Origin of the sequence: Acaryochloris marina S15, from assembly GCF_018336915.1 — a bacterium.
In the GTDB taxonomy this organism is placed as follows: Bacteria; Cyanobacteriota; Cyanobacteriia; order Thermosynechococcales; family Thermosynechococcaceae; genus Acaryochloris; species Acaryochloris marina_A.
In genome coordinates this window covers 184,056-208,012 of record NZ_CP064926.1, presented here as the reverse complement: position 1 = coordinate 208,012, position 23,957 = coordinate 184,056, and the positions used below count along the sequence as shown (strand labels likewise).

The window sequence follows — 23,957 nt, the reverse complement described above, 5'->3', positions numbered from 1 at the left end:
CAAAGGCTGATTCAGGTAAAACCAAATCATCATTATCAACCTCGTGAAGGTATACTTTGGTCTCATCGGGTTACGACCTCCAACGTTTCATTGTGCTGAATGACTCAAACTGGGATTCAAAATCCCTAACTCATAGCAGCATGGCTGCGTTCATAAGTCATTCGAAAGCTGGGATGGACTTTCCCTTGAATATGATTCCAATATTTTGAGGGATCTACCTTAAGATGAATCTCTGATGTCGTCCGACCGAGCATACTTTGCTGGCGGTGCTTAATAATCCGATGATGATCCATCATTAACCACCGGGCTTCTTCAGCAACAGACACCCAATCAGCTCCAACTGTTTCAGGTTGGTCTTCCCTTTGTGATTGAGAAGTATCAGTCGGTGATTCACCGGTATGATACGCCACACCACGGTAGGTGAGATCAGCACTGACTTGAGGTACAGGCGTCTCCTTTAGATTTTGGCGTGGGTAAGTTGCGCCACGATATTTGCCTACTCCAGCGCGGTTGCCATAGCGAACCACTGGAGGACTATAGTCGTAATTAATGCCTCTATAGGTTAGTTTCATTGTCTCCTCTCCTTTAGGAAGTTCCCGATACCTCTCACTTAAAATCTATTGCAAGGGCCTGAGGAGCTTGTGAAGAATGGTTGACACCTCAATCTTCACAAGCTCCTCAAAATCGGAGCGCTGGATAAATATACTTGATGAAGTGGTTTGGCCAAGAAACTTCAACAAGTGTTGTTCTCCGAACGGATGCTGCCCCGATTTGCCGTTACTCTGAAGAATAGGATCGAATCCGTCACCCCAGCCCTCTAGGAGGATTACAGTGAGAATCCTAATCGTGGAAGATGATGAGTTAATCGCTGAAGCGCTAAAAACCTTGTTAGTCGATCTAAATTATGCAGTTGAACTGGCATCCGATGGCCAGACTGCAGCAGAATTGGTCGAAGCCTTTGAATACGACCTAATCCTTTCAGATGTAATGTTGCCTAAATTGGATGGAGTCAGTCTCTGTCGGCAGTTGAGATCGCAAGGCTATCAGCTCCCAATCTTGCTACTCACGGGAAAAGATAGCAGCCATGATCGAGCGATTGGCCTTGACGCTGGAGCAGATGACTATGTCGTTAAACCGTTTGATCCAGAAGAGTTAGCGGCTCGAATCAGGGCCTTACTCCGCAGAGGGGAAGCTATCAACCCACCGATATTAAAGTGGGAAAATTTACAGCTAGACCCGAGAGCGTGCGAGGTCAAATATCAAGATGTTCTCCTCAAACTTACTCCCAAAGAATATGCCCTAGTAGAGTTATTTATACGGAATACCCGCCGTGTATTTAGTTGCGGCATGATTCTAGAACATATATGGACCTATGAGGACACACCTGGAGAAGAAGCAGTCAGAACCCATATCAAGGGTCTCCGTCAAAAATTAAAAGCATCGGGGGCACCCACGGACTTGATTGAAACGGTTTATGGAATCGGGTATCGCCTTAAAGCTCTATCAGAACTCGATAAAAATAAAGCGACGCCTATTCAACCACCAGAAGCCAAAATTAAGCAGCAAACGATGAGTGCGATTGCTGATATTTGGATTAAGTTTCAGCCCCGCATCCTGGACCAAATCAAACTATTAGACAAGGCTGCAACGGCGGTTACTGAGGGTTGCTTTAATGATGAATTGAGGCAAGCGGCTCAACAAGAAGCCCATACCTTGGCAGGAGGATTGGGGACCTTTGGTTTATCGAAGGGGTCCCAGTTAGCACGTGAGATTGAACATCTGTTGCGTTCCAATTCCCCCCTCAACTCCAATCAATCCTTGCAATTGCAGCAGGATGTTGATGCTCTGCGCCAGGAAATTAATTATGCTTGCCAACCCGAAACTCAAGTGACCTCAGACTATCGGGATGATGTTGGGCAAAGGGTTGTATTAGCCATTGACGCTGACGGGCCTTCCCGAGATGCTCTATCTGCCGAGGCCCGTCAGCATCAAATTCGATATCTAACAGCAGAGAGCATTGATCTAGCACGAGACCTCATTCAGGAACAGGCTCCACATCTCATCCTCTTTGATCCAGCAGGCCAGTCTCCCATCCAAAGCCTAACCTTTCTAGAAGCGTTACTATATCTTCCACTACCCATTCCAGTCTTGATCTGGACGGCTGATGAGAATCGGTATCAAGAGATGGCTAAAGCTTATTCAGACGGCCAACTACCCATCTCAAAATCTTTACCCCTTCAACAAGTGTGGGAACGGGTTGAGCACACCCTCCAAAGTAAGGAGCGTAAAGAAGCCCGGATCATGATTGTGGATGATGACCCGCAAATATTGGAGACCGTTGCGGCTCTATGTAAACCCTGGGGGCTTGAAGTGATTGGACTCGCCGAGCCTACTCAGTTTTGGGAAACGCTTACCCATTCTCCCCCTGATCTATTGTTGCTTGATGTAGAGATGCCCCACATTGGTGGGATAGATTTGTGCAAGGTGGTTCGTAATGATATCCAATGGGAACAATTGCCCATCATTTTCTTAACCGCTCATACCGAGGCTGATGTGGTCAACCAAGTTTATGCTGCAGGTGCAGATGATTTCATCAGTAAGCCCATTGTCGGACCAGAATTGGTGGTCCGTATTCTCAACCGTCTAGAACGAACTCGATTGCAACGCCGTCTTTCCACTATTGATCCTTTGGCCAGAGTGCTCAGCCGCCACGAGACGGCCCATGCCCTGGAATTGTTGTTAAGTGAAGTGGCACATCAGCCCCGAAACATGTGCCTTGTCATTCTGGAAATAGAGCGTCTAAAGCAGATTAATGATTGCTTTGGCTATGCGGTAGGCGACAGTATCCTGAGACAGTTTGCTCAAGCATTATTAGGGTTGGTATCGTCGGAGGATGTGATTGCTCGTAGGGGTGGGAATCAATTTTTAGTGGGGTTGATGGGGGTAACCAAAACTGAAGGAGGTCAAAGGGTTCAAGATTTCTTGGATGTTGTCTACAAAACTCCCTATTCAATACCTGATGGCACCAACATCCAGATGACCTGTAGTGCGAGTGTGGTTCATTGTCCTGAGGACAGTCAAGATTTTCAAGACTTGTGTATTTTGGCAGAAGAGACCCTGACTGAAGCTAGAGCATTGGGGTTGGGGAAAGCGCGCATTGCCAATCAATCCATGCCCCTCACAACTAAACTATATGCTGAGAAAGACTAGCTAGAATAGAGATAAGGCAGTCTGCAATGTATTGGTCCATGATGATAGGTTCCTTTAAACCGCTTAAACACAAGATTATCAACACTTTTTGAACATCACAGACTGTTCTGATCCCTTTGACAATTAGAGAGATTCTAGTTACACATCCTCAGATTAGTAGCTATTGCGCTAGAAATGTTTAGGCAAAATCTACGAGTCGATACCTTCGAACGCCAGCTTACTGCACTAGTTGGAGTGAGTCTACTCATGGCAATGTATTCCTTCGGACATCAGATCAACCTAAACACTCCAAGGGTCGGTCATTTTTCTGTAGAGCGGATTACTGTATCTTTGGATGTGTCTCACTCCAGGATTCATGACGCTCAGCCCCTCAAGTTAGACTCAGGGGAACGCCCCTTCCCTTGTAACCGCCCCCCAATTAGATTTCAAGGACAAACCATTTACGGGGTGCAACTGCCCCGTGATCAAAAAGCGATCGCACTCACGTTTGATGATGGTCCCTGGCCTGACAACACCTCAACGTATTGAATATTCTCCAGCAACACCATATCAAAGCCACTTTCTTTGTATTGGGCCGTAATGTAGCTCAATACCCTCACTTACTCCAACAGATTGCGACGGCAGGACATGCTATTGGCAATCACTCTTGGAGCCATGGCTACCAAGATCACAACTTTGAACTTGCCCTGACCGAGATTCAGCAAACTACTGATATTGTTGAACAGTACACTGGACATAAAACGACTCTATTCCGTCCCCCTGGTGGATTTCTGGACAATGGATTAGTAGCCCAAGCTAGTGCTCAAAAGATGGTTACTGTCTTATGGACGATTGACGATACCTATGAGGGGTCTGTGGATTTAGCAGTGCAAAATGTCATTAAAAATGCAACATCTGGCGGCATCGTGCTGATGCATGATGGCGGGGGTAATCGCGAATTAATGATTAAGGCTCTGCCCTTAGTGATCTCCGAGTTAAAACGACAAGGCTACCAACTCGTCACTATCCCACACCTGTTAAATTTGGCAGAAACTCATGTCAGGTCGGGGGATGTCATCGATTGCAAGTCGCCCGAACACTTGAATTGAGGATACTGACTCTCTGTGGAGCGGAGCCCGAGAGGCTTGCGAAAGTGCGATGAAGTTGAGAGCCCAGGTGCTTTTACCCTTTCAGTCTGTTCAATGGGAGTCTTCTGAAACAACCGTTTCTCCTTGAATGACCAAGACAGAACAAGGGGCATGGTGGACGATATGGTTGCTGACACTCCCCAGTAAGAGTTCCTTGAGTCCTGTGCGACCATGGCGACCCACGATAATCAGATTAGCGTGCCAGTCTTTAGCCCATTCGCAAACCTGAGGTCCAGGATTGCCTAATTCGGCCTCAAAGGTTGTCTTTATACCTTGCTGCTCTGCTTTTAAGGAAAATTCCAGTAACCATTGTTTGGCTTCCGCAATTTGTGCTTCCCAGGCTTGCTGTGCCAACTCGTAATCCACAGCAGATGGAGAAAGGTAACCTGATTCTAAAGGGGGCCCTAGGGGTGAGATCGTTGAGTTACCCAAGGGATTAATTTCTGCCTCTACACCATGAAATAGCTTTAGCTCAGCTGAATGTAATTTTGCTTCTGCCAATGCCTGCTCATAAACAGCGGGTTGAAGGAATGAAGTATCTAGTGCAACCAAAATGCGATGGTATCTCATCAGGATTCCTCCACACAAATAACAACCGTCTGGACAGTTCCGATCAACCCCTTATACCTCCATGGTAGAGCTTTATTTTCTTGTCAGTCACTCAACTTAGCACTTGTCTGGTTGCTATCATTCGTCCCAAGATTGTGAAGCATACTGGATGGTTTGAGTAATCCCTGATGACAAGGGCTCGAAATTTTCTCTAGACATGAATGTCTGGGTTGCAGCTAAAGCTCATATTTTCCTCAATATCTTGTTCTATAACCCTAAGCAGGAAACGTCCAGGATAGATGTTTGGGTCGGTCTTCCCTTCTAGAAGGTCGACGGAAATTGGAACTATAAGTAGATATATAACTGGAGCTGGATGCTTTGGGAGGTTGTCATGTCAAAAAAAATTCTGGTGGCTTTAGATCACTCCGCCTTTAGTCAGCAAACCTTTATGCAGTCTGTGGTTCTAGCTAAGGCAACCCATGCAAAGCTCTTATTATTGCATGTCATTTCCTCGACTGAGGAGGGATATCCTCCGTATCCTCTGATGCCAGGCGTATTAGAGGAGTTTGACCTGTCACATACTGGGGTCGTAAACTCTTATCTCAATGACTTAGATGTCTTCAAAGCCAGCAGTCTTGAGTTACTCAGATCTCGAGCCAATCAGGCAAAAGAAAAGGGTCTTACCGTTGTCTATCAACAATCTTTAGGAGATCCAGGCAGGGAGATTTGTGAAATAGCCCGACAATGGCAAGCCGATACGATCATCATTGGACGACGCAGTCGAAACTTTCTCAGCAAACTTCTATTGGGCAGTGTTAGCAATTACGTCACACATAATGCTCCCTGCTCAGTCCTGATTGTCCACCACCAAGATGTCCCCGAGTTCATCCCCAAACAATCCATAAATACCCTAGCGGCGAATCAACAGTCTTCCGAAGCATGGCGCGAAAAGTTGTCTTACCGCAGTATATTAGTGGCCATGGATGGGAGTGCCATAAACCCACAAATCTTTAATATGGCGATAAACGTTGCCAAATCAATGTCCACGGCTAGGCTGATGTTGCTGCATGTCTTGCCACCGGATATTGCCAAAGTTCCCATTTCTATCACCCATCCAACCGCTTTTACTCAGCAACGGCTGGATGACTATCCTAGTTTGCGCGATGACATCCTCTACAGCCAGCAACGACAGTGGAATACCTATGATAGTGATTGCCTACCCCAATTGCGTTCCTATACTGCGATCGCAAGGGAAGCAGGTATTCCGACTGAATTTATTCAACAACCCGGATCTCCCGGCGAAATCATTTGTGAGTTTGCCAAGAACCGATCATCAGACTTAATTCTAGTGGGTAATCGGGGTCGTTCTGGACTCAGCGAAATGCTTCTTGGCAGTGTGGGGAAATATGTTGCGAACCATGCGTCCTGTTCTGTAATGGTTGTGCGTCCTCAGCAGCCGGCCTGAAGACAACAGACATGCTCTAAGAAAAATGCAGAGCTATCCAATGACAGTTAAGTGAAGGGAGTCAAACTATTGTGGATGGCAAACCTCATCCCAATAAAGATCATCGTTTTAGGGTGTTAGAGGCAACGATGAAACGGCATCAATATCAGCCCAATTCTCTGATTGAAGTTCTCCATAAAGCTCAGGAATTGTTCGGATATTTAGAACAAGATGTCCTATTGCATATTGCCCACAGTTTGAAGTTACCTCCCAGTCAAGTCTATGGTGTGGCCACGTTCTATCACTTTTTCTCGCTAACCCCCTCTGGACGTCATACCTGTGTGGTTTGTATGGGAACGGCATGTTTTGTAAAAGGGGCTGCATCACTCCTATCAACCGTGGAACAGATCGCTCAAATTCAAACTGGGGAAACCACCAGGGATGGATGCTTATCACTCAGCACTGCTCGTTGCTTAGGGGCCTGTGGGAGCGCTCCTGCTGTGGTGTTGGATGGTCAAGTTGTCGGCTATCAAACCTCAGAAAAATTGGGTCAGCAAGTCACACAGATGATGGGCCATCCTCAATGTAAGGTAGCAACATAAATGGATTTACAAGAGCTACAAACTCTAGCTAAGCGAGAACAAGAGATCCTCAGTGCTCCCTGCATCCGCTGTTGTACGGTGGGGGGCTGTTTATCTGCTAATGCATTAGAAGTAAAAAAACAAATCGAAGTTGCGATCTCAACACAAGCCCTCACCCCTCCCATTCAAGTCCGGGGGGTAGGTTGTATGGGACTATGTAGCCGAGGTCCCCTAGTCCGCCTAGACCCTTCAGGCATTCTCTACGATCAAGTGACCGCCGAGAGCGTCCCTGAACTGGTCCACGCCTGTCAAGAAACCCTCCAATCCAATCTTCCCAAAGAGTTACCAAACAATACTCCCCTCTCTTTGCCTCAACCCTCCTCTTATCAGCCCCGACATCACCCTTTTTTCACCCTTCAACACCCCATCGTCCTTGAAAACAGTGGCCACATCGACCCTAAGGAAATTAAGGAATATATGGCCAATAAAGGCTATATAGCCCTCTACCAGGCACTTTATGATATGACCCCCAGTGAAGTGATTGATCAGATTACTCAAAGTGGTCTACGAGGGCGAGGCGGCGGCGGTTACCCCACAGGCTTGAAATGGTCAACAGTTGCCAAAATGCCCCCAGGACAAAAGTATGTGATTTGCAATGGTGATGAAGGAGACCCTGGTGCTTTTATGGATCGCAGTGTCTTAGAAAGCGATCCACATCGGGTGTTAGAAGGGATGGCAATTGCAGCCTATGCTGTCGGCGCCAACCAAGGCTACATCTATATTCGAGGTGAGTATCCCCTCGCCATCAATCACCTCGAAACGGCCCTTCGTCAAGCTCGCAAGCAAGGTTTACTCGGCAGTCAAATTTTTGAGTCCCCCTTTGACTTTCGGATCGATATCCGCATTGGTGCGGGTGCCTTTGTCTGTGGTGAGGAAACAGCCCTAATGGCCTCCATCGAAGGGAAGCGCGGCTTACCTCACCCCCGACCACCTTACCCTGCTGAATCCGGACTTTGGGGTTGTCCAACATTGATTAATAATGTGGAAACTTTTGCGAATATCGCTCCTATCATTCGCAACGGTGCTGAATGGTTTGCTGGGATTGGCACAGACAAGAGCAAAGGTACCAAAGTCTTTTCCTTAGCGGGCAAGATCCAAAACACCGGATTGATTGAAGTACCCATGGGTACCTCCCTGCGTCAAATCGTTGAACAGATGGGCGGGGGGGTCCTTGATGGATCGGCTAAAGCAGTGCAAACCGGTGGCCCCTCAGGGGGATGTATTCCCGTCCATGCCTTTGATACGCCTGTAGATTATGAGTCTCTAACCCGTTTGGGGTCCATTATGGGGTCTGGTGGGATGATTGTCATGGATCAGGCCACCAATATGGTGGACGTCGCTCGTTTCTTCATGGAGTTTTGTATGGAAGAGTCCTGTGGCAAATGCGTTCCCTGTCGGGCAGGAACGGTTCAGCTTCACCAGTTGCTCACAAAAATCTGCGAAGGGAAAGCAAGAACAGATGATTTAGAGTCTCTGAACCAACTTTGCGAAATGGTCAAGGATACTAGCCTGTGCGGCCTTGGTAAATCTGCCCCAAATCCCATACTAAGTACCCTACATTTTTTCAAAGATGAGTACTTAGAGCTTATGCATAATAAGGCATCTGACGATCATCACTCCTCATAGAACTACGTCAGACTTGGGCTTGAAAATATTAGGCTTTGTCAGCACAAAAACGATTCAACTAATTATTACAAAACTCAAAATATGTTCTTTTTTTCTATAAACTTAGTCCGAATTATTCAGAATACGAGCATGCAATATCCTGTTGATCCAAACCGCTTCCCTCATCCCCTTGTAAAGGTTTGGGGGCGAGGAGTTAGGCTTACTTTACTGACCACCCTTTGTAGTCTCTTCACCATAGCTAACCCACAGCTTGTTTCTGCAGAAACGGTCCTCGAAAAAGTAGCTCGTACTGGCACTGTAACAGCTGGAACTAATAAAAATGCTCTCCCCTTTGCCTTCATGGATGAACATGGGCAATTTCAGGGTTACTCAATCGAAATGTTGAAACAGGTACAGGCCCAATTATCAAAAACGCTTGGAAAAGAGATTGAGCTAAAGTTGATTGCTCTTACCCCTAGCGATCGAATTCCTAAATTAGTCACAGGTGAAGTAGATATTGTCTGTGATGCTAGCAGCTATACCTGGGAAAGGGATAAGGAAATAGACTTTTCCGTTAGCTATAGTCTGACAGGAACCCGCTTGTTGATGAAGAAGGGGAGTGAGGCATGGGAACCCGAGGCGTTGGCCAATAAGAAAATCGCCGCTGTTGCGGGCACAACAAATGAGATTGCGATTCGCCGTACTCAATCCCGAGCCCAGATCATCGCCATCCAAGATCATGCTCAGGGATATAAAGCATTGCAGCAGGGCACCGTTGATGCCTTTGCAGCCGACGGTATTTTACTAGAAGGCTGGCTACAAAACAGCCAGAATCCTGAGGACTTTAATGTTGTTGGGTATTTTTCAAGAGAGGGAATTGCCTGCATGATGCCTGAGAATAATTCCAAATTTGTTGATCAAGTGAATTACGCTCTAGTACGTTTCATGGAGGGTTACTTAAAGGGCAAAGAACCCTATGTCAAAACTTTTGACCGTTGGTTTGGTCCTGAGGCTAAACTCCCTCTCACTCAAGACCTCAGATCTTTAGTCCTAGAAACCATGCAATTGGTCATTGATTTTAAAGAAGAAATTCCTGAAAGCGATCTTTAGGTAACCTACGGTGCACGGTTTTCTAGCAGCACAGTAACCTGATTAGGCTAAAGTCAAGCAACCCTCCAATCAGTTGATTCAAATAGGGCATTGAGAAATATATAGCAATACTTGCGAACTGCTGTGGGGAATGGTTTGCAATGTTTCTGTTTTATCGAACTTGGACAGCATACCGCTCACGTTTTCCTCATATTGTCTATATAGCCTCAAATTAAGAGGTCAGATGTCACATCCTATGAAAACTGACATCTTTTCCTCAAATTTTTCTCTATATAGTTTAGTTGTGAGGACATTCGATAATGGCAACACTCCAGGGTAAATCTCTATCCATACGATCCTTAAGCAAAACGGTTCGACGCTTCCTTAGCTATATTGCTCAACCGATTCTCCGTATCTTTAGTCCTTCCCATGATGACTATCCAGAGGTGGGAATCCAACCCTTTGAAGGCGATCCAGCTGATCCAGATCTAAACCAGGAGAATTCTTGGTAAGGACTGGGTACACAGCAAAAGGAGAAAGCAGGTATGGGCTATGGCTGTTAAGACCCTCAAGATTGATGATCAACTCATCAGTGCACGGGGTGATGAAACAATCCTTGAAGCCGCTACAGCTTCAGGGATTCATATTCCGACGCTATGCAACTTACAGGGCGTTTCCTTATGGGGAGCCTGCCGACTTTGCCTAGTAGAGGTTAGTGGAAATTCTAAGCTATTGGCCGCCTGCGTCACGCCAGTGGCAGAGAGGATGATCGTTCTAACCCAAACAGAACGGCTTAAACACTATCGACGCATGATCGTGGAGCTGCTATTCGCGGAAGGGAATCATATCTGTTCAGTGTGCGTTTCCAATCACCACTGCGAGTTGCAAGATCTTGCCATTGAGATGGGGATTGATCATGTGCGTTTTACCTATCAATTTCCAGATCGCTCCGTTGATATTTCCCATCCTCAATTTGGCGTTGATCATAATCGCTGTGTTTTATGTACTCGCTGTATTCGAGTTTGCGATGAGATTGAAGGGGCTCATACCTGGGATATGGCAGGTCGAGGTCGGACTTCCCGAGTGATTACAGATTTAAACCAGCCTTGGGGGGAAGCCGAGAGCTGTACCGCTTGTGGAAAGTGCGTCAATGCCTGTCCAACAGGAGCCATCTTTCGTCGTGGTTCAACTGTTGGGGAGATGGAACATGATCGTACCCAACTTGAATTTATTGCTACTGCTAGAACGAGGCGGGAATGGATTCAAAAGTGAGTGAGAAATACCAAACAAAACAGTGAAAGGAAATCAGTTTTGAGGTTGGAATCGTGAGTTTGAATGCATCTCTTGAACATGCAGTCGAACTTAAAAGTGAGCACTCATCATGCACAACTATTTTTAAAGTATGGAGGCAGAATGGCAAAACTGAAGTTAGCGACTGTTTGGCTAGGAGGATGCTCAGGATGCCATATGTCTTTTCTGGACCTTGACGAGTGGCTATTTGAGTTGGCCCACCAGATAGATCTTGTTTACAGCCCCTTTATGGATGCCAAGCAGTATCCACAAGAAGTAGATGTGGCATTAGTCGAAGGCGCAATAGCCAATACAGACCATTGGGAGATGATTCATCGAGTCCGAGATTGCACTCAATACCTGATTGCCTTTGGGGACTGTGCCGTTACTGGGAATGTCACAGCGTTACGTAATGTTTTGGGTACAGCGGAGAGGGTTCTTGAGCGGTCTTACATCGACATGGCAGATCTGGTGCCCCAAATTCCTGCAGAGGAAGAGATTGTTCCCCCTTTATTGGATCGGGTTCAACCCGTGCATACCGTTGTTCCCGTTGATCTCTTTTTACCGGGTTGCCCGCCATCACCTTCTCGAATCCAATTGGTATTAGAAGCGCTACTGCAGGGGAAGAAGCCTCAACTCGAGGGCCGAGATCAAATTAAATTCGGGTGATCACAATCTCATTCAATGGTCAATGACCTCTGCTCGGTTCCTATCAATCGTGGACGTATTAAGGAGAACAAAGATGCTTAAAGTTAGAGACATTATGACCCAAGAGGTGATTGCGATTCAGGATACAGCAACCGTGGCACAAGCCATTGCCCTGATGCAATACCATAAAGTCCGCTCCCTCATTGTTGAACACCCTGAGGGACAAACTGCTTACGGTATCATCACTGAGCGAGATATTGTTTACCAAGTCTTGGCTGTCGGCAAAAATCCCCATGAAATTGGCATTCAAAAGCTAGTTCGCGAACCTTGTATTACAGCCCATCCTGATCTCACTGTGGAAGAATTAGCTCAATTACTTGCAGAATCAGGCATTCAGAGAGCACCAGTGATTGATGAACAGCAGCTTTTAGGCATTGTATCCGTGACCGACTTAGTGATGAAAACGGATGGGAAGCATAACTATCAAGCCAATTGGCTTGCTCAGCAAATCGACAATGCCTTAAAACATGCCCGGATTATTTGTGGTGACCCGCAAACCCAGATTTCAAAAGAATGTTCTGTGGCCTGGGATGTGGTTGAAGCTTTTGAAGACCAAGCTGCCTTAAACGGAGCTATTTAGCCCTTCAGAACAGGCTACTTTATCACTTTCAGTGTAGGTACCTCAGATGCAAACTAAACCATCGAGACAATATTTTAGACAAGTGCTGTTGTTTCTAATGGCCTTGGTCATTGCCCCATTGCTATTAGCGGTTTCTGCGGTTGGAGCCCCCAATTTCGTGACGCAAGATCAGATCACCGTGGAGGCTACAGAGGTCATTCAAGGTAACTATTATGCAACTGGGGACCGTATAACGGTTGACGGAACCTTAAAAGATAATCTGTTTGCAGCAGGAGAGACCATTCAACTATCGGGCACCGTTGAGAAGGATGTTTACTTAGCAGGTGATGAAATAACGATTGATGGCACTGTTAAAGGTGATGCTATTCTGGCCGGCGCTTTGGTTGCCCTCAATGGGTCTGTTGAAGGGGATTTAATCGCTGCAGGGCAAGCCGTGGTGGTGAACGGAACGGTTCAAGACGACGTGCGGATAGCAGGAGAGGCACTGCTTCTCAAAAATCAGGCTCGGGTGAAAGATGACATGATCGCCGCAGGGCTGAGCCTGGAAAGTCAACCCCAAACGTCCATCGGTGGCACTCTCACAGTTGCGAGTGGTCAGGCACTACTGGCAGGAACGGTTGATCAGGATGTTGTGGGGGGTATGGGAGGACTAACCTTAGAGGGGACAGTGGGTCAAGATATGGCCGTTACCGTCGGCGACAACCAGACTTGGAAACCTATATTCGGACCTAGCCCTCGCCTTAAGATTCCTGATGTGCCGGCAGGATTAACCCTCACAGATTCGGCCCAAGTCAAAGGTCGGTTGACCTACAAATCACCAACTACTGCCTCCCTAAATGATGGATCGCAAGTGACAGGTAAAATCACGCATCAACCGATTCCAGAATGGGAACCGACGCCAGCCAAGCCGACGAATATCGTGCTAGATCAACTGCAACGCTTGCTGACGATTGGGTTAGTGGGATGTGCCTTGCTTTGGGCATTTCCAAAGTGGACAGAAGGATTAACTCAGAATATTCAGACTCGACCCTTGAGAACGTTGGGTTGGGGCATTGTGACCAGTGTGTTGGTGGGAGTAGCGAGTGTTGTGATCGCAGTTCTGACCATCCTTGCATTTATTGTGCTTGTCTTGACCCTCCAAGGACTAGCCTGGCCCGTTCTGGGAGTCGGAACCTTGGCTAATCTGGCCCTATGGGTCGGTATTGGCAGCTTCGCGAGTTTGATTGCTCCCGTATTAATCAGCGATCTGGGTGGACGCTGGCTCAGCAGCCAATTCAACCTGCATAAGACAGCAAACCGATTTATCCCATTCCTGATGGGGGTAGTGGTTCTGATGTTAATTACCGCTATTCCCCTCATCGGCGGAATTATGAGCATTGTCATTGTTCTCTTGGGCTTAGGTGCCCTCTGGAATTGGGGAAAGTCACGGTTGGTTAAGCCCCGCTTGCAAGCTCAGGAGGCACCAGTGGGGTGAGTTTGGATAGGACTGGCATAAACGCTTGGAGAAACAACAATGATGAAAGTTGCAGACATTATGACTACGGAAGTCATCAAAATTCGGAATTCGGCGAAGGTGGCTGAGGCCGTCCGATTGATGCGACGGCATGGGATTCATGCCCTCATTGTTGATAGGAACCATGAGCAAGATGCTTACGGAATTGTGACAGCCTTCGATATCGTTGCCAAAGTAACGTCCTTTGGCCGTGATCCACGGCAGGTGAGAGTCTATGAAATTATGACGAAACCTTGTTTGGTGCTCAATCCGGAACTCGGGGTCGAATATGCCGCACGATTATTGACCACCAGCGGTATTCATGCCGCACCCATTATCCAGTGGAATCTGCTGGGCATTCTCTCAATCTCTGACATCCTGGATCAAAGTGACTTCTTGGAAAACCCCTTAGAAGTGGAGCTTGCTCAGAAAACACAACAGTTAATTGCTGACGCTCACGCTATCTGTCAACGACAGGGAGCCGATTCTAAAGCCTGTCAACAAGCTTGGCAGGACGTTGATGCAGTCCAAGCGGAAGCGGCTCATCAACGTGCCGAAAAGCTTGAAAAAACTGCTTTTGAAGCGTTTCGTGAGGAGTACCCAGAAGCCTATAAAGATCGAGAGTATGATGCCTGGTGTAGTGGCTAGCTGACTCATGTGTAACCTAAAAAAACAGAAAATTCATAATGCCTCAGAGAATCATCATTGATCCGGTCACTCGGATTGAAGGCCATGCCAAAATCTCGATTTACTTGGATGACGCGGGTGAAGTCACAGATGCTCGATTTCATGTGACGGAGTTTCGGGGATTTGAGAAGTTTTGCGAAGGCCGACCATTTTGGGAGATGCCGGGAATTACCCCGCGCATCTGTGGGATTTGCCCTGTGAGTCACCTGCTAGCGTCGGCGAAAGCCGGAGACCAAATTCTTGCAGTTCATATTCCTCTAGCGGCAGAGAAATTGCGCCGCTTAATGAACTTAGGTCAGATTATTCAGTCCCATGCCTTGAGTTTTTTTCATCTGAGTAGTCCCGATCTACTGTTGGGGTGGGAGAGTGATCCGGCCCAACGGAATGTGTTTGGCCTGATGGCCGCAGAGCCGGAACTTGCCCGCAGCGGTATCCGGCTACGCCAGTTTGGACAGGAAGTGATTCAGCATTTGGGTGGGCAGAAAATTCACCCGGCTTGGGCTGTCCCTGGAGGTGTACGATCGGCTCTAACCGGCGAGGGACGTAAACAAATCCGAGCTGGGTTGTCAGAGGTACGGTCAACGGCCCTTTCAACCCTAAATCGGTTTAAAGACCTGTTGGATAGACATGCTAGTGAGGCTCGAATTTTTGGTAATTTCCCCAGCTTATTTATGGGGTTAATCAATACAGAGGGAACCTGGGAACATTACCATGGCTGTTTACGCTTTGTGGATAGTGTCGGAAATATCATTGCAGATCATCTTGATCCGTGCCAATTCCATTCCTTTATTGGCGAAGCGGTTCAGGCTGATTCTTATCTAAAGTCACCCTACTATCGACCCTTGGGCTATCCTAATCAGTCTCCAGGATTGTGCCGTTTGGAGAGTGGCATGTATCGGGTGGGACCTTTAGCCCGACTGAATGTCTGTGATCGCATGGGCACTCCCTTAGCCGATCAAGAATTACAAGAATTTCGACAGCGGGGCAATGGGACCGTTACATCTTCTTTCTTCTACCATTACGCCCGCTTAATTGAGATTTTGGCCTGTATTGAGCGCATTGAGCAGAAATTAGAAGATCCAGAACTCTGCAAGTCCCCCTTGCGAGCCCAGGCAGATGTCAATCAACTAGAAGGGATTGGGGTGAGTGAAGCACCGAGAGGGACATTGTTTCATCACTATCAAGTAGATGAAACGGGGTTACTCCAATCCGTTAATCTGATCATCGCCACGGGGCAAAACAATCTGGCGATGAACCGCACCGTTGCCCAGATTGCTCGTCACTACCTCCATGGACCGGATATTCCTGAGTCAATGCTCAATCGAGTCGAAGCAGGCATTCGGGCCTTTGATCCTTGTTTAAGTTGCTCAACCCATGCGGCAGGCCAGATGCCAATTCATATCCAATGCAAAGCGGCAAACAGTGGCCGAGTCCTGAGCGAGGTGTGGAGAACCTCAACGGGGGAATTTCAGGTCAAAGGTTGAGAGTATCAATACTTTTGTGAAAGCTCGTTTCCCTCGGGCAGGCTCAGGGGTTGATATTATGCAAGAGCTGTAAGGTCCGCTCAGCTTCTTCAACATCAATGACGTTCAATGCAAACCCTACATGGACAATGACATAGTCCTCAACCTCAGCATTTGGAACATAGGCAAGACTGACTTCTTTCAGAACGCCCCCAAAACTAACTTTTCCGGTCCGTAACAGCGGGTCATCATGATCCAAGATGCTAACAATCTTGCCTGGTACAGCTAAGCACATGGTGAATCTGCCTCCACAAAGGGCTGTTGTCTGTAAAAAGTCTCATTGACCTTGGGAAAGCGGCCAATATAGTGGCGATGAGCGGCCATGACTTGTCCGAGGGCAATCCCCCCATCATTGGTAGGCACTTGTTGATGCCAGTAGGGTCGAAACTGATTCTCCTGCAATTTGTGGATGACTCTTTTACTCAAATATTGGTTTTGAAAACATCCTCCTGTGAGCACAATACATGGCTCTCCGATTTGATGGGCAATCTGGACAATAATTTCGACCAAAGTATTGTGAAACTTAGCTGAGATCCAGCTCGTATCAACTCCTTGGTCAATCTCTGCCAGAATTGCCATCAGCATCGGTTCCCAATCCACCACTAAGGGCGATGACGTGGAGATAAGGAAAGGATAATAGTCTTCCGTTTCAGCCTTGCCCAAGATTGACTCTAAGGTCATCGCTGCTTGACCCTCAAAACTAGTGGTTTGAACCAGATTAGTGACGGATGCGATCGCATCAAAGAATCGCCCCACACTTGAAGTCAGGGGGGTATTGAGGGACCGATCTAGCATTGCCTGCAATACCTTTGCGGACTGCGGGGAAAAAGCATTCAAGGGAGCTAACCCTTCCCCCTCAAAGATTTGGGCACCCAAGCAGGTATAGAGCAGCCCCATCGCCGATCGTCTGGGCTCACGAGCGGCCAGGTCACCACCGGGTAAGAGAAAGGGACGCCAGTAGCCGACCCGCTCAAATCCTGATGGCGTGATTCGGAGGAATTCTCCTCCCCAGACGGTCCCATCCAAGCCGTAACCCGCTCCATCCCAAGCAATACCCAGAACAGGTGCTTCTAAGTGGTGCTCTGCCATGCAGGCCAATACATGAGCATAGTGATGTTGCACTGATAGTAAGGGGACTTGCCATTGCTGAGCCAATGCTTGGGCAGCTTGGGTGGAAGCATAATCTGGATGAGCATCACAGGCGATCAGGTTAGGTTGGCACTCGTAGAGCTGAAGTAACGCCTGTAGGGTTTGCTGAAAACGGTCGAAGGAGGGCACGGTGTCCAGATCGCCCAGGTGTTGACTTATAAAAACGTGATCGTCTAAGGAAAGGGCAATGGTGTTCTTCAGATGAGGGCCGACCGCGAGGATAGTGGGGAGTTTTGAGTTTCGGGTAGATTGTGGCTTTGGAGATGAGGGTTTAGATCTGGAGGGCAGAGATGGAAGAGTGATACATATGGGAAGCGGAGCATATCCTCGGGCACGGCGACGGAGTTGAGGTTGCCTGTTGATGACTTGGACAATTGAGTCATCTACAGGGTGAAGAATAGGGCGATTATGGATCAGAAAAAGATCAGCGATAGATTTGAGGTGATGCAGGGCTTGTTCCGAATTGAAGCAGATGGGTGCACCATTGAGATTGCCGCTGGTGGCAATAAGGGGGAAGTCGAGGGCAGCCATCAGCAGATGATGAATCGGGGTGTAGGGTAAAAATATGCCCAGGCGGCAGCAACCTGGGGCGACTTCATCAGCAAGCCGGTCCTCCTGAAAGAGGTGTCTTCGCTGGAGTAAAACGATGGGAGCCTTGGGAGATTGCAACCACTCCGCCTCCAGTTCAGACACCTCACAGATGTTTCTGACCCGTTCCAAAGATGGATACATCAAGGCAAAGGGTTTATCGGGTCGCTGTTTGCGCGTTCTTAGCCTCTTTACCGCCTCTGGATTTCGAGCATCGACCAACAAATGGAAGCCCCCCACTCCTTTCACAGCGACGATCTGCCCCTGACGAAGAGCTGCAGCGGCTAACCCGATTGGCTCCAGTTCTTCTCCTGCTTCCGCCTTCTCCCCATGTCTTAACTGAGCACCCTGTCCCGGTAACTGATTGCGAACCCAGCGTTCCCCCTGCCAATGCCCTACTTCAACGATAGGGCCACAGGTGGGACAGGCAATCGGTTGTGCATGAAATCGGCGAGATAAGGGATTCTGATACTCGGATAAGCAATCGGGGCACATTTGAAAGCTCGCCATTGCGGTATTGCCGCGATCGTAGGGTAAGGCTTGAATAATGCTATATCTCGGGCCACAGTGCGTACAGTTGATAAACGGGTAGCGATATCTGCGATCACAGGGGTTGAACAGTTCACGGAGGCAATCGGCACAAGTGGCGACATCTGGCAGCAAGAAGGCGGATTTAGGGCCTTGTTGGCTGGGACGAATCGTAAAGGTTCCCTCACCCAGAGGTGGAATATACGTTTGCTCGATGGTCTCAATTTCAGCGAGAGCAGGGGGATTGGCTTGAAGTTGAGTTAGAAACGGGTTCAACTGATCAGGGCAACCTTCCACTTCAATCACCACCCCCTGGGCATCATTCGAAACCCAACCCCTTAATTTCCAGTGGGTTGCTAAACGGAAGATAAATGGCCGAAACCCTACGCCTTGAACAGCCCCTTGAATCTTTAGTTGGAGGCGCTGATGGGTCATCGTCAGTATCCATTCACATGATCATTCATAACAAGGCTGCTTTGATGGAGAAGGCTAATCCGTTAAAGACCCCATCTTTAGAGCCTAAAATTTATAGCCAATTTGGCGAAGAAAATCTTGACGTTCCAAGATGTCTTCTTCTCCTTCCACCCCTTTAGGAGAGAAGCCATCAATCACGCCTAACACCCCAGCACCTTGGTCCGTCTGGGCAAGGATGACTTCTACAGGATTAGCCGTGGCACAGTAAATGGTGCAGACCTCTGGGGACTGCTGAATGGCATTCAAAACGCTAATGGGGTAAGCATCTTGCATCAATAGAATAAAACTATGACCCGCAGCGATCTTCTTGGCATTACTGACGGCGATGTCTTGGAGGGAGGGGTCGTTGCCAGCAAACCGGATCAGACAGGGCCCTGATGCTTCGCAGAAGGCCAGACCAAATTTTGCCTGTGGGCAAGTTCCAACCATAATCTCGTATAAATCCTCCACTGTTTTAATAAAATGGCTTTGACCCAAGATTAAATTTGTATTTTCAGGGATGTCTAGGGCAACGGTAGTCACTTCCATAGTGCTTAGCCTCACAACAAACGTAATGCCTTTAAGTCAACAAAAGGGCAAACAAACCACATAGGGCAATTCCGTCAAAAACCCCGGCCCCGCCAATACTGAGGACACCGCCACTCATAGCTGTAATATCCCTTAGATGTAATAAATCTGCACCGATTAACGTTCCTAAAATGCCCCCAGCAAAAGCAGTCGCTGGAGCATGGCTCATTCCAAATAGCATTGCTGTTAATGCCGCAGTCAAAGGGGCGAGTAATGGGTTCATCGTAATCCCAATTCCAGGGACGATATGGGCGGCATAGAAACAAACAACCGTCACGACAGATGTAATCAGCAAGATGGCTGCTGGATTGGCCTGTCTAAATTGGTAAACGGCCAGAATAATGGGGATTAAGCAACCTCCTACATTCAGGGCTATGACCTTTGTCTGTTTCATTTCGAGCAAAGGAATACCCCAGAATTGACGTTGGTAGTACATCAAAAAGTCGTCCATCCCATGCATAGGTGAGTCCATACGATAAAGAGGGATATTGAGGGTGCTGCCCAAAATAACTAAGACCAATAGTGCGAGGGCCACTTGAGGCGTAAATCCTAACTTTGCAGCAGCAAGTTGAACGACATCAATCGTCAATACCAGCCAGACAAAGGGTAGGAACAGTAAAAATAAGAGAAATAGCAGTAGAGAAACGGGTAAATAGATCATATAAAGTATCCTCACCGTTCTAAAAAGTCTTATCTGACCTGTTTAGCTAGCCTGGGTAACAACTGTTGATCGAGTAGGTATTGGTAGATCTCTGAAACAGATAAGTTACACAGATCCTTCGCGACTTCTGTGGGGACAATGGCTTTCGGTAACGTTGCCATTAGCGTGGGCCGTAAATGCCCCAGAATTTGTGGTTCAGCCACTAGCAGGATGTGTTGGATGGGGTAGGTATGAATGAAGTGGCTCATCCCAGCATTGATCGCATGGGCAAACCGTCGATCAAATTCCTTGAGGTGCCTTTGACGGTGGTCGTCATACCCATGACTTTGGCGGGTTGCCCCCCGATTGCCTCCGCTTTTGCTACTCGTCCATAATTCGCGCCCCACCTGACTCTGGATGGGATTGAGCAGTGCCTGTTGTTCCACTAGACGAGGACCAGAGTATTCAAGGGGTGGGGGATCTCTTAAGGTGAGAAAACGAGCGGTTGTTTTATTTACAATCATCACCAGATATTGGCTCATCTGATCACTCCTTCAGCAATTGCAAAATGGATGAATCAGTTCCCTCTGGGGCTAGTTTGAGGATAGTCTACCAATCTGTAAAACTTGTGAGTTTTGGGAGCGAGACAATGGTCCATTTAGGCCTTGGCGACACTGGTCCAAATAGGCATACCAGGCATGCATACCCGCTCCTGTTCGGGCCGATACCTCAAAGAGGGTCGCTTGGGGGGCGATTTGTTGGAGATTTGCGATCGCAAGGTCTCGTTGCCATCCCACAGCCTCTGCAATATCCGTCTTATTGATCAAAACGACCTGAGCCGACTTGAACATTGCTGGATATTTTTGGGGTTTGTCTTCGCCCTCGGTAACAGACAGGACGACGACTCTGATTTGTTCTCCTAAATCGAACGCAGCGGGACAAACGAGGTTGCCGACATTTTCAATCACAAGGAGATCCCAAGGTTTGGATGGGAGTTTGGATAAAGCGTGGCTCACCATACTGGCTTCTAAGTGGCACGCTGTCCCCGTTGTAATTTGGACAGCTGATACCCCAGCATGGCCTAATCGATGGGCATCATTATCCGTCGCTAAATCGCCAACAATGGTCCCGATTTGCCAATTATTCCGTTGATCTTGAGCAAGTCGCTCAATCAAAGCTGTTTTCCCCGACCCCGGCGAAGACAGAATATTCACCACTAACCAGCCCTGTTGGTGAAACAGGGCTCTATTCTGATCCGCAATGCGATCATTGTGCTCCAGAATCTTAGCGTGCAGGTCAAGGTGGCGTACGCTGGGTGTTGGAACTTCTAAGCTTGTTGTTGTTTTGTTCGGTTGAGGATCATGGCCTTGATGAATCTGGACAGATCCAGCACTACAACCGCAATCTTCACACATCCTACGACACCTCCATTGCTGTTAACTCTAGTTCTCTGCCTTGGCGTAAATCAGTGGTGAACTGATGACAGGTGGGACAAACATAAACCCAGCCAGTGGGCTGAAAATCTTGATAACAAGCTGAACAGTGGCAAATGACGGGTACCGTTTCTACTTCAAGCCGAGCATTCGCAGCCATGGTGCCAGTGGTGACGATTTCAAAGGCGAGAGTGAGGGCTTCGGGAATTACCCCTGATAGTTCACCTACCCGCAGCTTAATCCAGTGGATATGCTGAGCACCTTGTTGGGCTGCATGGTCGCAAGCAATGTCTAGGGTGGTTTGCATTAAACTCACTTCATGCATGACGTTTGATGGACCTTGCAGCAGAATCCAGCTGCGACTGGATGAGATTTTGAATGGCGTCCAGTGCTTCAGTAATGCCTTGCTCTGCAGTCGTGGACAAATGCTCACCCACGGCAAAATCGACGGCTGTCACCTCTACCCACCAGGCTTGGGGATGATGCCCATAGACTGAGTGGGTTAACGCGAGTAATGAACGAGGATCACAGGTATGCCCCATGGAAGGGACAGTGCTGCCCGTTGTTTCCATACCCCTAGGGGTAATCTGAGTGACTCTGACTGCCTGATCTGGGTTCAAACGGCATGCATCAATAAAGATTACTGTTTCTGTGTTCGCAAGTTCTGCAGCCAGTTCAGGTGTGAGTTGATGGACGGTTAACGATCTCACCTGAGGAAGACGCCAAATCGCTACCTCATCTGCAATCCGAGGGCCAAGAGCATCATCACAAAGAAGCTGATTCCCATAACCAATAACTAAGATTGAATGGGTTTTTGTGGGTTGGAGAATGGCTGGTGAAGAGTCCATGAAGATGCCTCCTTAATACTCATCACTTTAACTGTAGGGCTTAATGTTGAAGAGCTTATGAGGTCTGTCTGGTCTTCAACCACTACACTATTGACTTAATAAAGGAATCAATATTGAGGAACTTGTGAGGATGTAAATTCAAACTTACCGATAATCCGGCTAAAGCAGCAAACTCAGTCGTCAAAGCTTCTTCAAGTTTATGGCATAGGTTAAAAATGCAGCTTGGGCTGCATTGCTCATCTTAATAAATGCGGAGGTGAGAGGATGTTTGCAATAACCCCGATCCAGATATTGGCGATGATGGGCATCCCTTTAATCGTCACGGCATTTTCACCCAATATGGATGTCACTGAGCATCCGTCTGCGCCAACAATGCCCACTTCTCAACCCTGGCGATTGAAATTACTGACGGATGGGAACTATCAAGTTTGCAGTCTGCCTGAGCCTGAAGACGGACGCGATGGTAATGGGGTTTGCTTTAACTTTGCTAAGAGGGGCAACTTCGTGAATGGATATTACGGTTTCCCCCATTCTGGAGCATACATTTGTGTTCAAGGTAGAGCAGAACAGAATCAGGTGATAGGGCAGGGGTTAGCTTTGTCTTGGCCTGGTCACCCTTGGCCTCCGATCACAACGTCACAGTATATATGGCGATTAGATCAGCACTTAACCCTTCAAAATGGCTATGTGATTCGCAGCGTCAGAGAACCGTTCGGAAGAGTCAATTGGATTCGATTTGATGAAGTGAAGTTGGATATGGACGGATTCTATCAATATCCAACCGTGAAAATGCGTTCTCCGGCTCAACTATGCGATTGGCAGACTCCGGCGGAGTTCTGAGCTGAAAGATTTGCAAGCAGCCCACTATGACAACGTTATTCTTTGCACGGAGCTGAATGATGGTTACCCTTCCCTCCTCTCCCAAACAATTTAATTCTCCTAACCTGCTTCAGGGAGTAGCTCAACTTTGCCGCCCTACACTTAGCGTCCTAGCGGCTGTGGCAAGCTGTCTCACGGTCTTTGCCCTACAACCCGCGACATCAGTTTGGGTCTATCTACAGACTGCCACTGTATTGACATGTATGACGGCTGGAGCTTTCGCTATCAATGATTTCGATGATATTGAAAAAGATCGGATTAACCATCCTGATCGCCCCCTTCCCTCCGAAACTCTGCTACCTCATCATGCTTGGTGGATTGCAGTGACGCTATTTTGCGGTGCTTTAGGCGCAGCAGTTCCTTTAGGTCTAGCGTGCTGGATTGTAGTGGCTATCAGTGCTTTGCTGCTTTGGAATTATGCCGCTATCTTGAATCTCAGCGGTACTTTGGGCAACGGTATTGTGGCAATGATTGTGGGAACTTTAATCTTCTTTGCCAGCCTAGTAACGGAACGCCCTTGGGCAATGCTCTACCCGAGTATCTTTTTGTTTTTCTATATTTTGGCCAAAGAAATTGTCTGGGATATTCATGATGCAGAGGGAGATCGGCAACGGAATGTGCATACTATTGCCAATAGTTGGGGACCGACTCCGGCATTTTCAATCGCTTGGGGCTTAATACTTCTACTGCTAATTTCGATTCCCATTGCTATGATTCAACTCACCATGGCTCATCCAGCCTTGTTTGGATATTGTGCCACTTTCATGCTGTTAAGCTTCGCTCTAGCGCTCTGGCGTTATCAAACAATTCAGACTTCCCTAACCTATAAATACCTGATTGTGCTGGGACGATTAGGTATGATTCTTGGCTTAGCAGGGCTATTAGGAACGGCCCCTTCCCTCTAGA

The 23,957-nt window shown here is 47.7% G+C and carries 26 protein-coding genes; 16 read left to right on the top strand and 10 right to left on the bottom strand.

The genetic code is table 11. The features are described 5' to 3' along the window. Positions 1-125 precede the first annotated feature (125 nt). Entirely contained in the window at positions 126-572 is a 447-nt protein-coding gene (gene gifA, locus I1H34_RS30730; protein ID WP_212667083.1) for a glutamine synthetase inactivation factor IF7A, read from the bottom strand. A 259-nt stretch (positions 573-831) separates the two neighbouring features. Here gifA and I1H34_RS30725 point away from each other — a divergent pair, with 259 nt between their 5' ends. From I1H34_RS30725 to I1H34_RS32605, 3 genes are all read left to right on the top strand, one after another. Next, entirely contained in the window at positions 832-3,210 is a 2,379-nt protein-coding gene (locus I1H34_RS30725; RefSeq protein WP_212667082.1) for a response regulator, read from the top strand. A 174-nt stretch (positions 3,211-3,384) separates the two neighbouring features. Further along, positions 3,385-3,738 (top strand): hypothetical protein, encoded by a 354-nt coding sequence (locus tag I1H34_RS32610; protein ID WP_235111823.1) that lies wholly within the window; start codon positions 3,385-3,387, stop codon positions 3,736-3,738. Then, positions 3,735-4,298 (top strand): polysaccharide deacetylase family protein, encoded by a 564-nt coding sequence (locus I1H34_RS32605; protein ID WP_249370328.1) that lies wholly within the window; start codon positions 3,735-3,737, stop codon positions 4,296-4,298. Before I1H34_RS32610 ends, I1H34_RS32605 begins: the two co-directional genes overlap by 4 nt. A gap of 90 nt (positions 4,299-4,388) precedes the next feature. On the opposite strand, the gene I1H34_RS30715 is transcribed toward I1H34_RS32605, so the two are convergent. Next, on the bottom strand, positions 4,389-4,907 hold the full coding sequence (locus I1H34_RS30715) for a universal stress protein (RefSeq protein WP_212667081.1): 519 nt from the start codon (positions 4,905-4,907) through the stop codon (positions 4,389-4,391). A gap of 370 nt (positions 4,908-5,277) precedes the next feature. On the opposite strand from I1H34_RS30715, the gene I1H34_RS30710 reads away from it, so the two are divergent. The 11 genes from I1H34_RS30710 (at position 5,278) to I1H34_RS30660 (ending at position 15,906) form a co-directional block, all read left to right on the top strand. Next, positions 5,278-6,351 carry a universal stress protein gene (locus tag I1H34_RS30710; RefSeq protein WP_212667080.1) on the top strand — a complete coding sequence of 358 codons (1,074 nt, stop codon included), beginning with the start codon at positions 5,278-5,280 and terminating at the stop codon, positions 6,349-6,351. 71 nt (positions 6,352-6,422) lie between these two features. Then, positions 6,423-6,932: a bidirectional hydrogenase complex protein HoxE gene (gene hoxE / locus I1H34_RS30705; protein WP_235111825.1), complete on the top strand. Its 510-nt coding sequence runs from the start codon at positions 6,423-6,425 to the stop codon at positions 6,930-6,932. Beyond that, positions 6,933-8,597 carry a NuoF family protein gene (locus tag I1H34_RS30700; RefSeq protein WP_212667079.1) on the top strand — a complete coding sequence of 555 codons (1,665 nt, stop codon included), beginning with the start codon at positions 6,933-6,935 and terminating at the stop codon, positions 8,595-8,597. Positions 8,598-8,726: 129 nt separating this feature from the next. Beyond that, positions 8,727-9,686, top strand: a complete 960-nt coding sequence (locus tag I1H34_RS30695) for an amino acid ABC transporter substrate-binding protein (RefSeq protein WP_212667078.1) — start codon at positions 8,727-8,729, stop codon at positions 9,684-9,686. A gap of 299 nt (positions 9,687-9,985) precedes the next feature. Continuing rightward, entirely contained in the window at positions 9,986-10,177 is a 192-nt protein-coding gene (locus I1H34_RS30690) for a hypothetical protein (protein ID WP_212667077.1), read from the top strand. 40 nt (positions 10,178-10,217) lie between these two features. Then, complete coding sequence (hoxU, locus tag I1H34_RS30685) at positions 10,218-10,937, top strand: bidirectional hydrogenase complex protein HoxU (protein ID WP_212667076.1); 720 nt, start codon at positions 10,218-10,220, stop codon at positions 10,935-10,937. A gap of 141 nt (positions 10,938-11,078) precedes the next feature. After that, positions 11,079-11,624: an NADH-quinone oxidoreductase subunit B family protein gene (locus tag I1H34_RS30680; protein ID WP_212667075.1), complete on the top strand. Its 546-nt coding sequence runs from the start codon at positions 11,079-11,081 to the stop codon at positions 11,622-11,624. A gap of 73 nt (positions 11,625-11,697) precedes the next feature. After that, on the top strand, positions 11,698-12,243 hold the full coding sequence (locus tag I1H34_RS30675) for a CBS domain-containing protein (RefSeq protein ID WP_212667074.1): 546 nt from the start codon (positions 11,698-11,700) through the stop codon (positions 12,241-12,243). A gap of 46 nt (positions 12,244-12,289) precedes the next feature. Further along, a complete protein-coding gene (locus tag I1H34_RS30670) occupies positions 12,290-13,717 on the top strand; it encodes a bactofilin family protein (RefSeq protein ID WP_249370327.1) in 1,428 nt (475 codons plus the stop codon). A 39-nt stretch (positions 13,718-13,756) separates the two neighbouring features. After that, positions 13,757-14,383: a CBS domain-containing protein gene (locus I1H34_RS30665; RefSeq protein WP_212667073.1), complete on the top strand. Its 627-nt coding sequence runs from the start codon at positions 13,757-13,759 to the stop codon at positions 14,381-14,383. Positions 14,384-14,421: 38 nt separating this feature from the next. Continuing rightward, positions 14,422-15,906 (top strand): Ni/Fe hydrogenase subunit alpha, encoded by a 1,485-nt coding sequence (locus tag I1H34_RS30660; protein ID WP_212667072.1) that lies wholly within the window; start codon positions 14,422-14,424, stop codon positions 15,904-15,906. A 43-nt stretch (positions 15,907-15,949) separates the two neighbouring features. Here I1H34_RS30660 and I1H34_RS30655 read toward each other — a convergent pair whose 3' ends face one another. From I1H34_RS30655 to I1H34_RS30620, 8 genes are all read right to left on the bottom strand, one after another. After that, a complete protein-coding gene (locus I1H34_RS30655) occupies positions 15,950-16,180 on the bottom strand; it encodes a HypC/HybG/HupF family hydrogenase formation chaperone (RefSeq protein WP_212667071.1) in 231 nt (76 codons plus the stop codon). Next, on the bottom strand, positions 16,171-18,645 hold the full coding sequence (hypF, locus tag I1H34_RS30650; RefSeq protein WP_212667070.1) for a carbamoyltransferase HypF: 2,475 nt from the start codon (positions 18,643-18,645) through the stop codon (positions 16,171-16,173). Before hypF ends, I1H34_RS30655 begins: the two co-directional genes overlap by 10 nt. Positions 18,646-18,729: 84 nt before the next feature. Then, positions 18,730-19,212, bottom strand: coding sequence for an adenosine-specific kinase (locus tag I1H34_RS30645; RefSeq protein ID WP_212667069.1), 483 nt, complete (start codon positions 19,210-19,212; stop codon positions 18,730-18,732). Positions 19,213-19,243: 31 nt separating this feature from the next. Beyond that, complete coding sequence (locus I1H34_RS30640; protein WP_212667068.1) at positions 19,244-19,912, bottom strand: DUF1614 domain-containing protein; 669 nt, start codon at positions 19,910-19,912, stop codon at positions 19,244-19,246. A 29-nt stretch (positions 19,913-19,941) separates the two neighbouring features. Further along, the gene (locus I1H34_RS30635) at positions 19,942-20,433 is read right to left on the bottom strand and encodes a host attachment protein (protein ID WP_212667067.1); all 492 of its coding nucleotides are present in this window, start codon (positions 20,431-20,433) and stop codon (positions 19,942-19,944) included. A 51-nt stretch (positions 20,434-20,484) separates the two neighbouring features. Further along, a complete protein-coding gene (hypB, locus tag I1H34_RS30630) occupies positions 20,485-21,306 on the bottom strand; it encodes a hydrogenase nickel incorporation protein HypB (protein WP_212667066.1) in 822 nt (273 codons plus the stop codon). Between the two features lies 1 nt (position 21,307). Then, positions 21,308-21,649, bottom strand: coding sequence for a hydrogenase maturation nickel metallochaperone HypA (gene hypA / locus I1H34_RS30625; RefSeq protein WP_212667065.1), 342 nt, complete (start codon positions 21,647-21,649; stop codon positions 21,308-21,310). Next, a complete protein-coding gene (locus I1H34_RS30620) occupies positions 21,642-22,172 on the bottom strand; it encodes a hydrogenase maturation protease (RefSeq protein ID WP_212667064.1) in 531 nt (176 codons plus the stop codon). The genes hypA and I1H34_RS30620 overlap by 8 nt, the downstream gene beginning before the upstream one ends. Before the next feature lie 264 nt (positions 22,173-22,436). Here I1H34_RS30620 and I1H34_RS30615 point away from each other — a divergent pair, with 264 nt between their 5' ends. Continuing rightward, positions 22,437-23,012 carry a hypothetical protein gene (locus tag I1H34_RS30615; protein WP_212667063.1) on the top strand — a complete coding sequence of 192 codons (576 nt, stop codon included), beginning with the start codon at positions 22,437-22,439 and terminating at the stop codon, positions 23,010-23,012. 56 nt (positions 23,013-23,068) lie between these two features. Beyond that, positions 23,069-23,956, top strand: a complete 888-nt coding sequence (locus I1H34_RS30610; protein ID WP_235111838.1) for a geranylgeranylglycerol-phosphate geranylgeranyltransferase — start codon at positions 23,069-23,071, stop codon at positions 23,954-23,956. Position 23,957: the final 1 nt, after the last annotated feature.

What these genes read in the sequence shown, in the direction of transcription:
- hypA (WP_212667065.1), bottom strand. Translation starts at nt 21,649, where the DNA reads ATGCATGAAGTGAGTTTAATGCAAACCACCCTAGACATTGCTTGCGAC.
- I1H34_RS30700 (WP_212667079.1), top strand. Translation starts at nt 6,933, where the DNA reads ATGGATTTACAAGAGCTACAAACTCTAGCTAAGCGAGAACAAGAGATC.
- I1H34_RS30665 (WP_212667073.1), top strand. Translation starts at nt 13,757, where the DNA reads ATGATGAAAGTTGCAGACATTATGACTACGGAAGTCATCAAAATTCGG.
- I1H34_RS30660 (WP_212667072.1), top strand. Translation starts at nt 14,422, where the DNA reads ATGCCTCAGAGAATCATCATTGATCCGGTCACTCGGATTGAAGGCCAT.
- I1H34_RS30690 (WP_212667077.1), top strand. Translation starts at nt 9,986, where the DNA reads ATGGCAACACTCCAGGGTAAATCTCTATCCATACGATCCTTAAGCAAA.
- I1H34_RS30715 (WP_212667081.1), bottom strand. Translation starts at nt 4,907, where the DNA reads ATGAGATACCATCGCATTTTGGTTGCACTAGATACTTCATTCCTTCAA.
- hypB (WP_212667066.1), bottom strand. Translation starts at nt 21,306, where the DNA reads ATGTGTGAAGATTGCGGTTGTAGTGCTGGATCTGTCCAGATTCATCAA.
- gifA (WP_212667083.1), bottom strand. Translation starts at nt 572, where the DNA reads ATGAAACTAACCTATAGAGGCATTAATTACGACTATAGTCCTCCAGTG.
- I1H34_RS30710 (WP_212667080.1), top strand. Translation starts at nt 5,278, where the DNA reads ATGTCAAAAAAAATTCTGGTGGCTTTAGATCACTCCGCCTTTAGTCAG.
- I1H34_RS30655 (WP_212667071.1), bottom strand. Translation starts at nt 16,180, where the DNA reads ATGTGCTTAGCTGTACCAGGCAAGATTGTTAGCATCTTGGATCATGAT.
- I1H34_RS30615 (WP_212667063.1), top strand. Translation starts at nt 22,437, where the DNA reads ATGTTTGCAATAACCCCGATCCAGATATTGGCGATGATGGGCATCCCT.
- I1H34_RS30645 (WP_212667069.1), bottom strand. Translation starts at nt 19,212, where the DNA reads ATGGAAGTGACTACCGTTGCCCTAGACATCCCTGAAAATACAAATTTA.
- hypF (WP_212667070.1), bottom strand. Translation starts at nt 18,645, where the DNA reads ATGACCCATCAGCGCCTCCAACTAAAGATTCAAGGGGCTGTTCAAGGC.
- I1H34_RS30695 (WP_212667078.1), top strand. Translation starts at nt 8,727, where the DNA reads ATGCAATATCCTGTTGATCCAAACCGCTTCCCTCATCCCCTTGTAAAG.
- I1H34_RS30620 (WP_212667064.1), bottom strand. Translation starts at nt 22,172, where the DNA reads ATGGACTCTTCACCAGCCATTCTCCAACCCACAAAAACCCATTCAATC.
- I1H34_RS30675 (WP_212667074.1), top strand. Translation starts at nt 11,698, where the DNA reads ATGCTTAAAGTTAGAGACATTATGACCCAAGAGGTGATTGCGATTCAG.
- I1H34_RS30640 (WP_212667068.1), bottom strand. Translation starts at nt 19,912, where the DNA reads ATGATCTATTTACCCGTTTCTCTACTGCTATTTCTCTTATTTTTACTG.
- I1H34_RS30670 (WP_249370327.1), top strand. Translation starts at nt 12,290, where the DNA reads ATGCAAACTAAACCATCGAGACAATATTTTAGACAAGTGCTGTTGTTT.
- hoxU (WP_212667076.1), top strand. Translation starts at nt 10,218, where the DNA reads ATGGCTGTTAAGACCCTCAAGATTGATGATCAACTCATCAGTGCACGG.
- I1H34_RS32610 (WP_235111823.1), top strand. Translation starts at nt 3,385, where the DNA reads ATGTTTAGGCAAAATCTACGAGTCGATACCTTCGAACGCCAGCTTACT.
- I1H34_RS30680 (WP_212667075.1), top strand. Translation starts at nt 11,079, where the DNA reads ATGGCAAAACTGAAGTTAGCGACTGTTTGGCTAGGAGGATGCTCAGGA.
- I1H34_RS30635 (WP_212667067.1), bottom strand. Translation starts at nt 20,433, where the DNA reads ATGAGCCAATATCTGGTGATGATTGTAAATAAAACAACCGCTCGTTTT.
- I1H34_RS30610 (WP_235111838.1), top strand. Translation starts at nt 23,069, where the DNA reads ATGATGGTTACCCTTCCCTCCTCTCCCAAACAATTTAATTCTCCTAAC.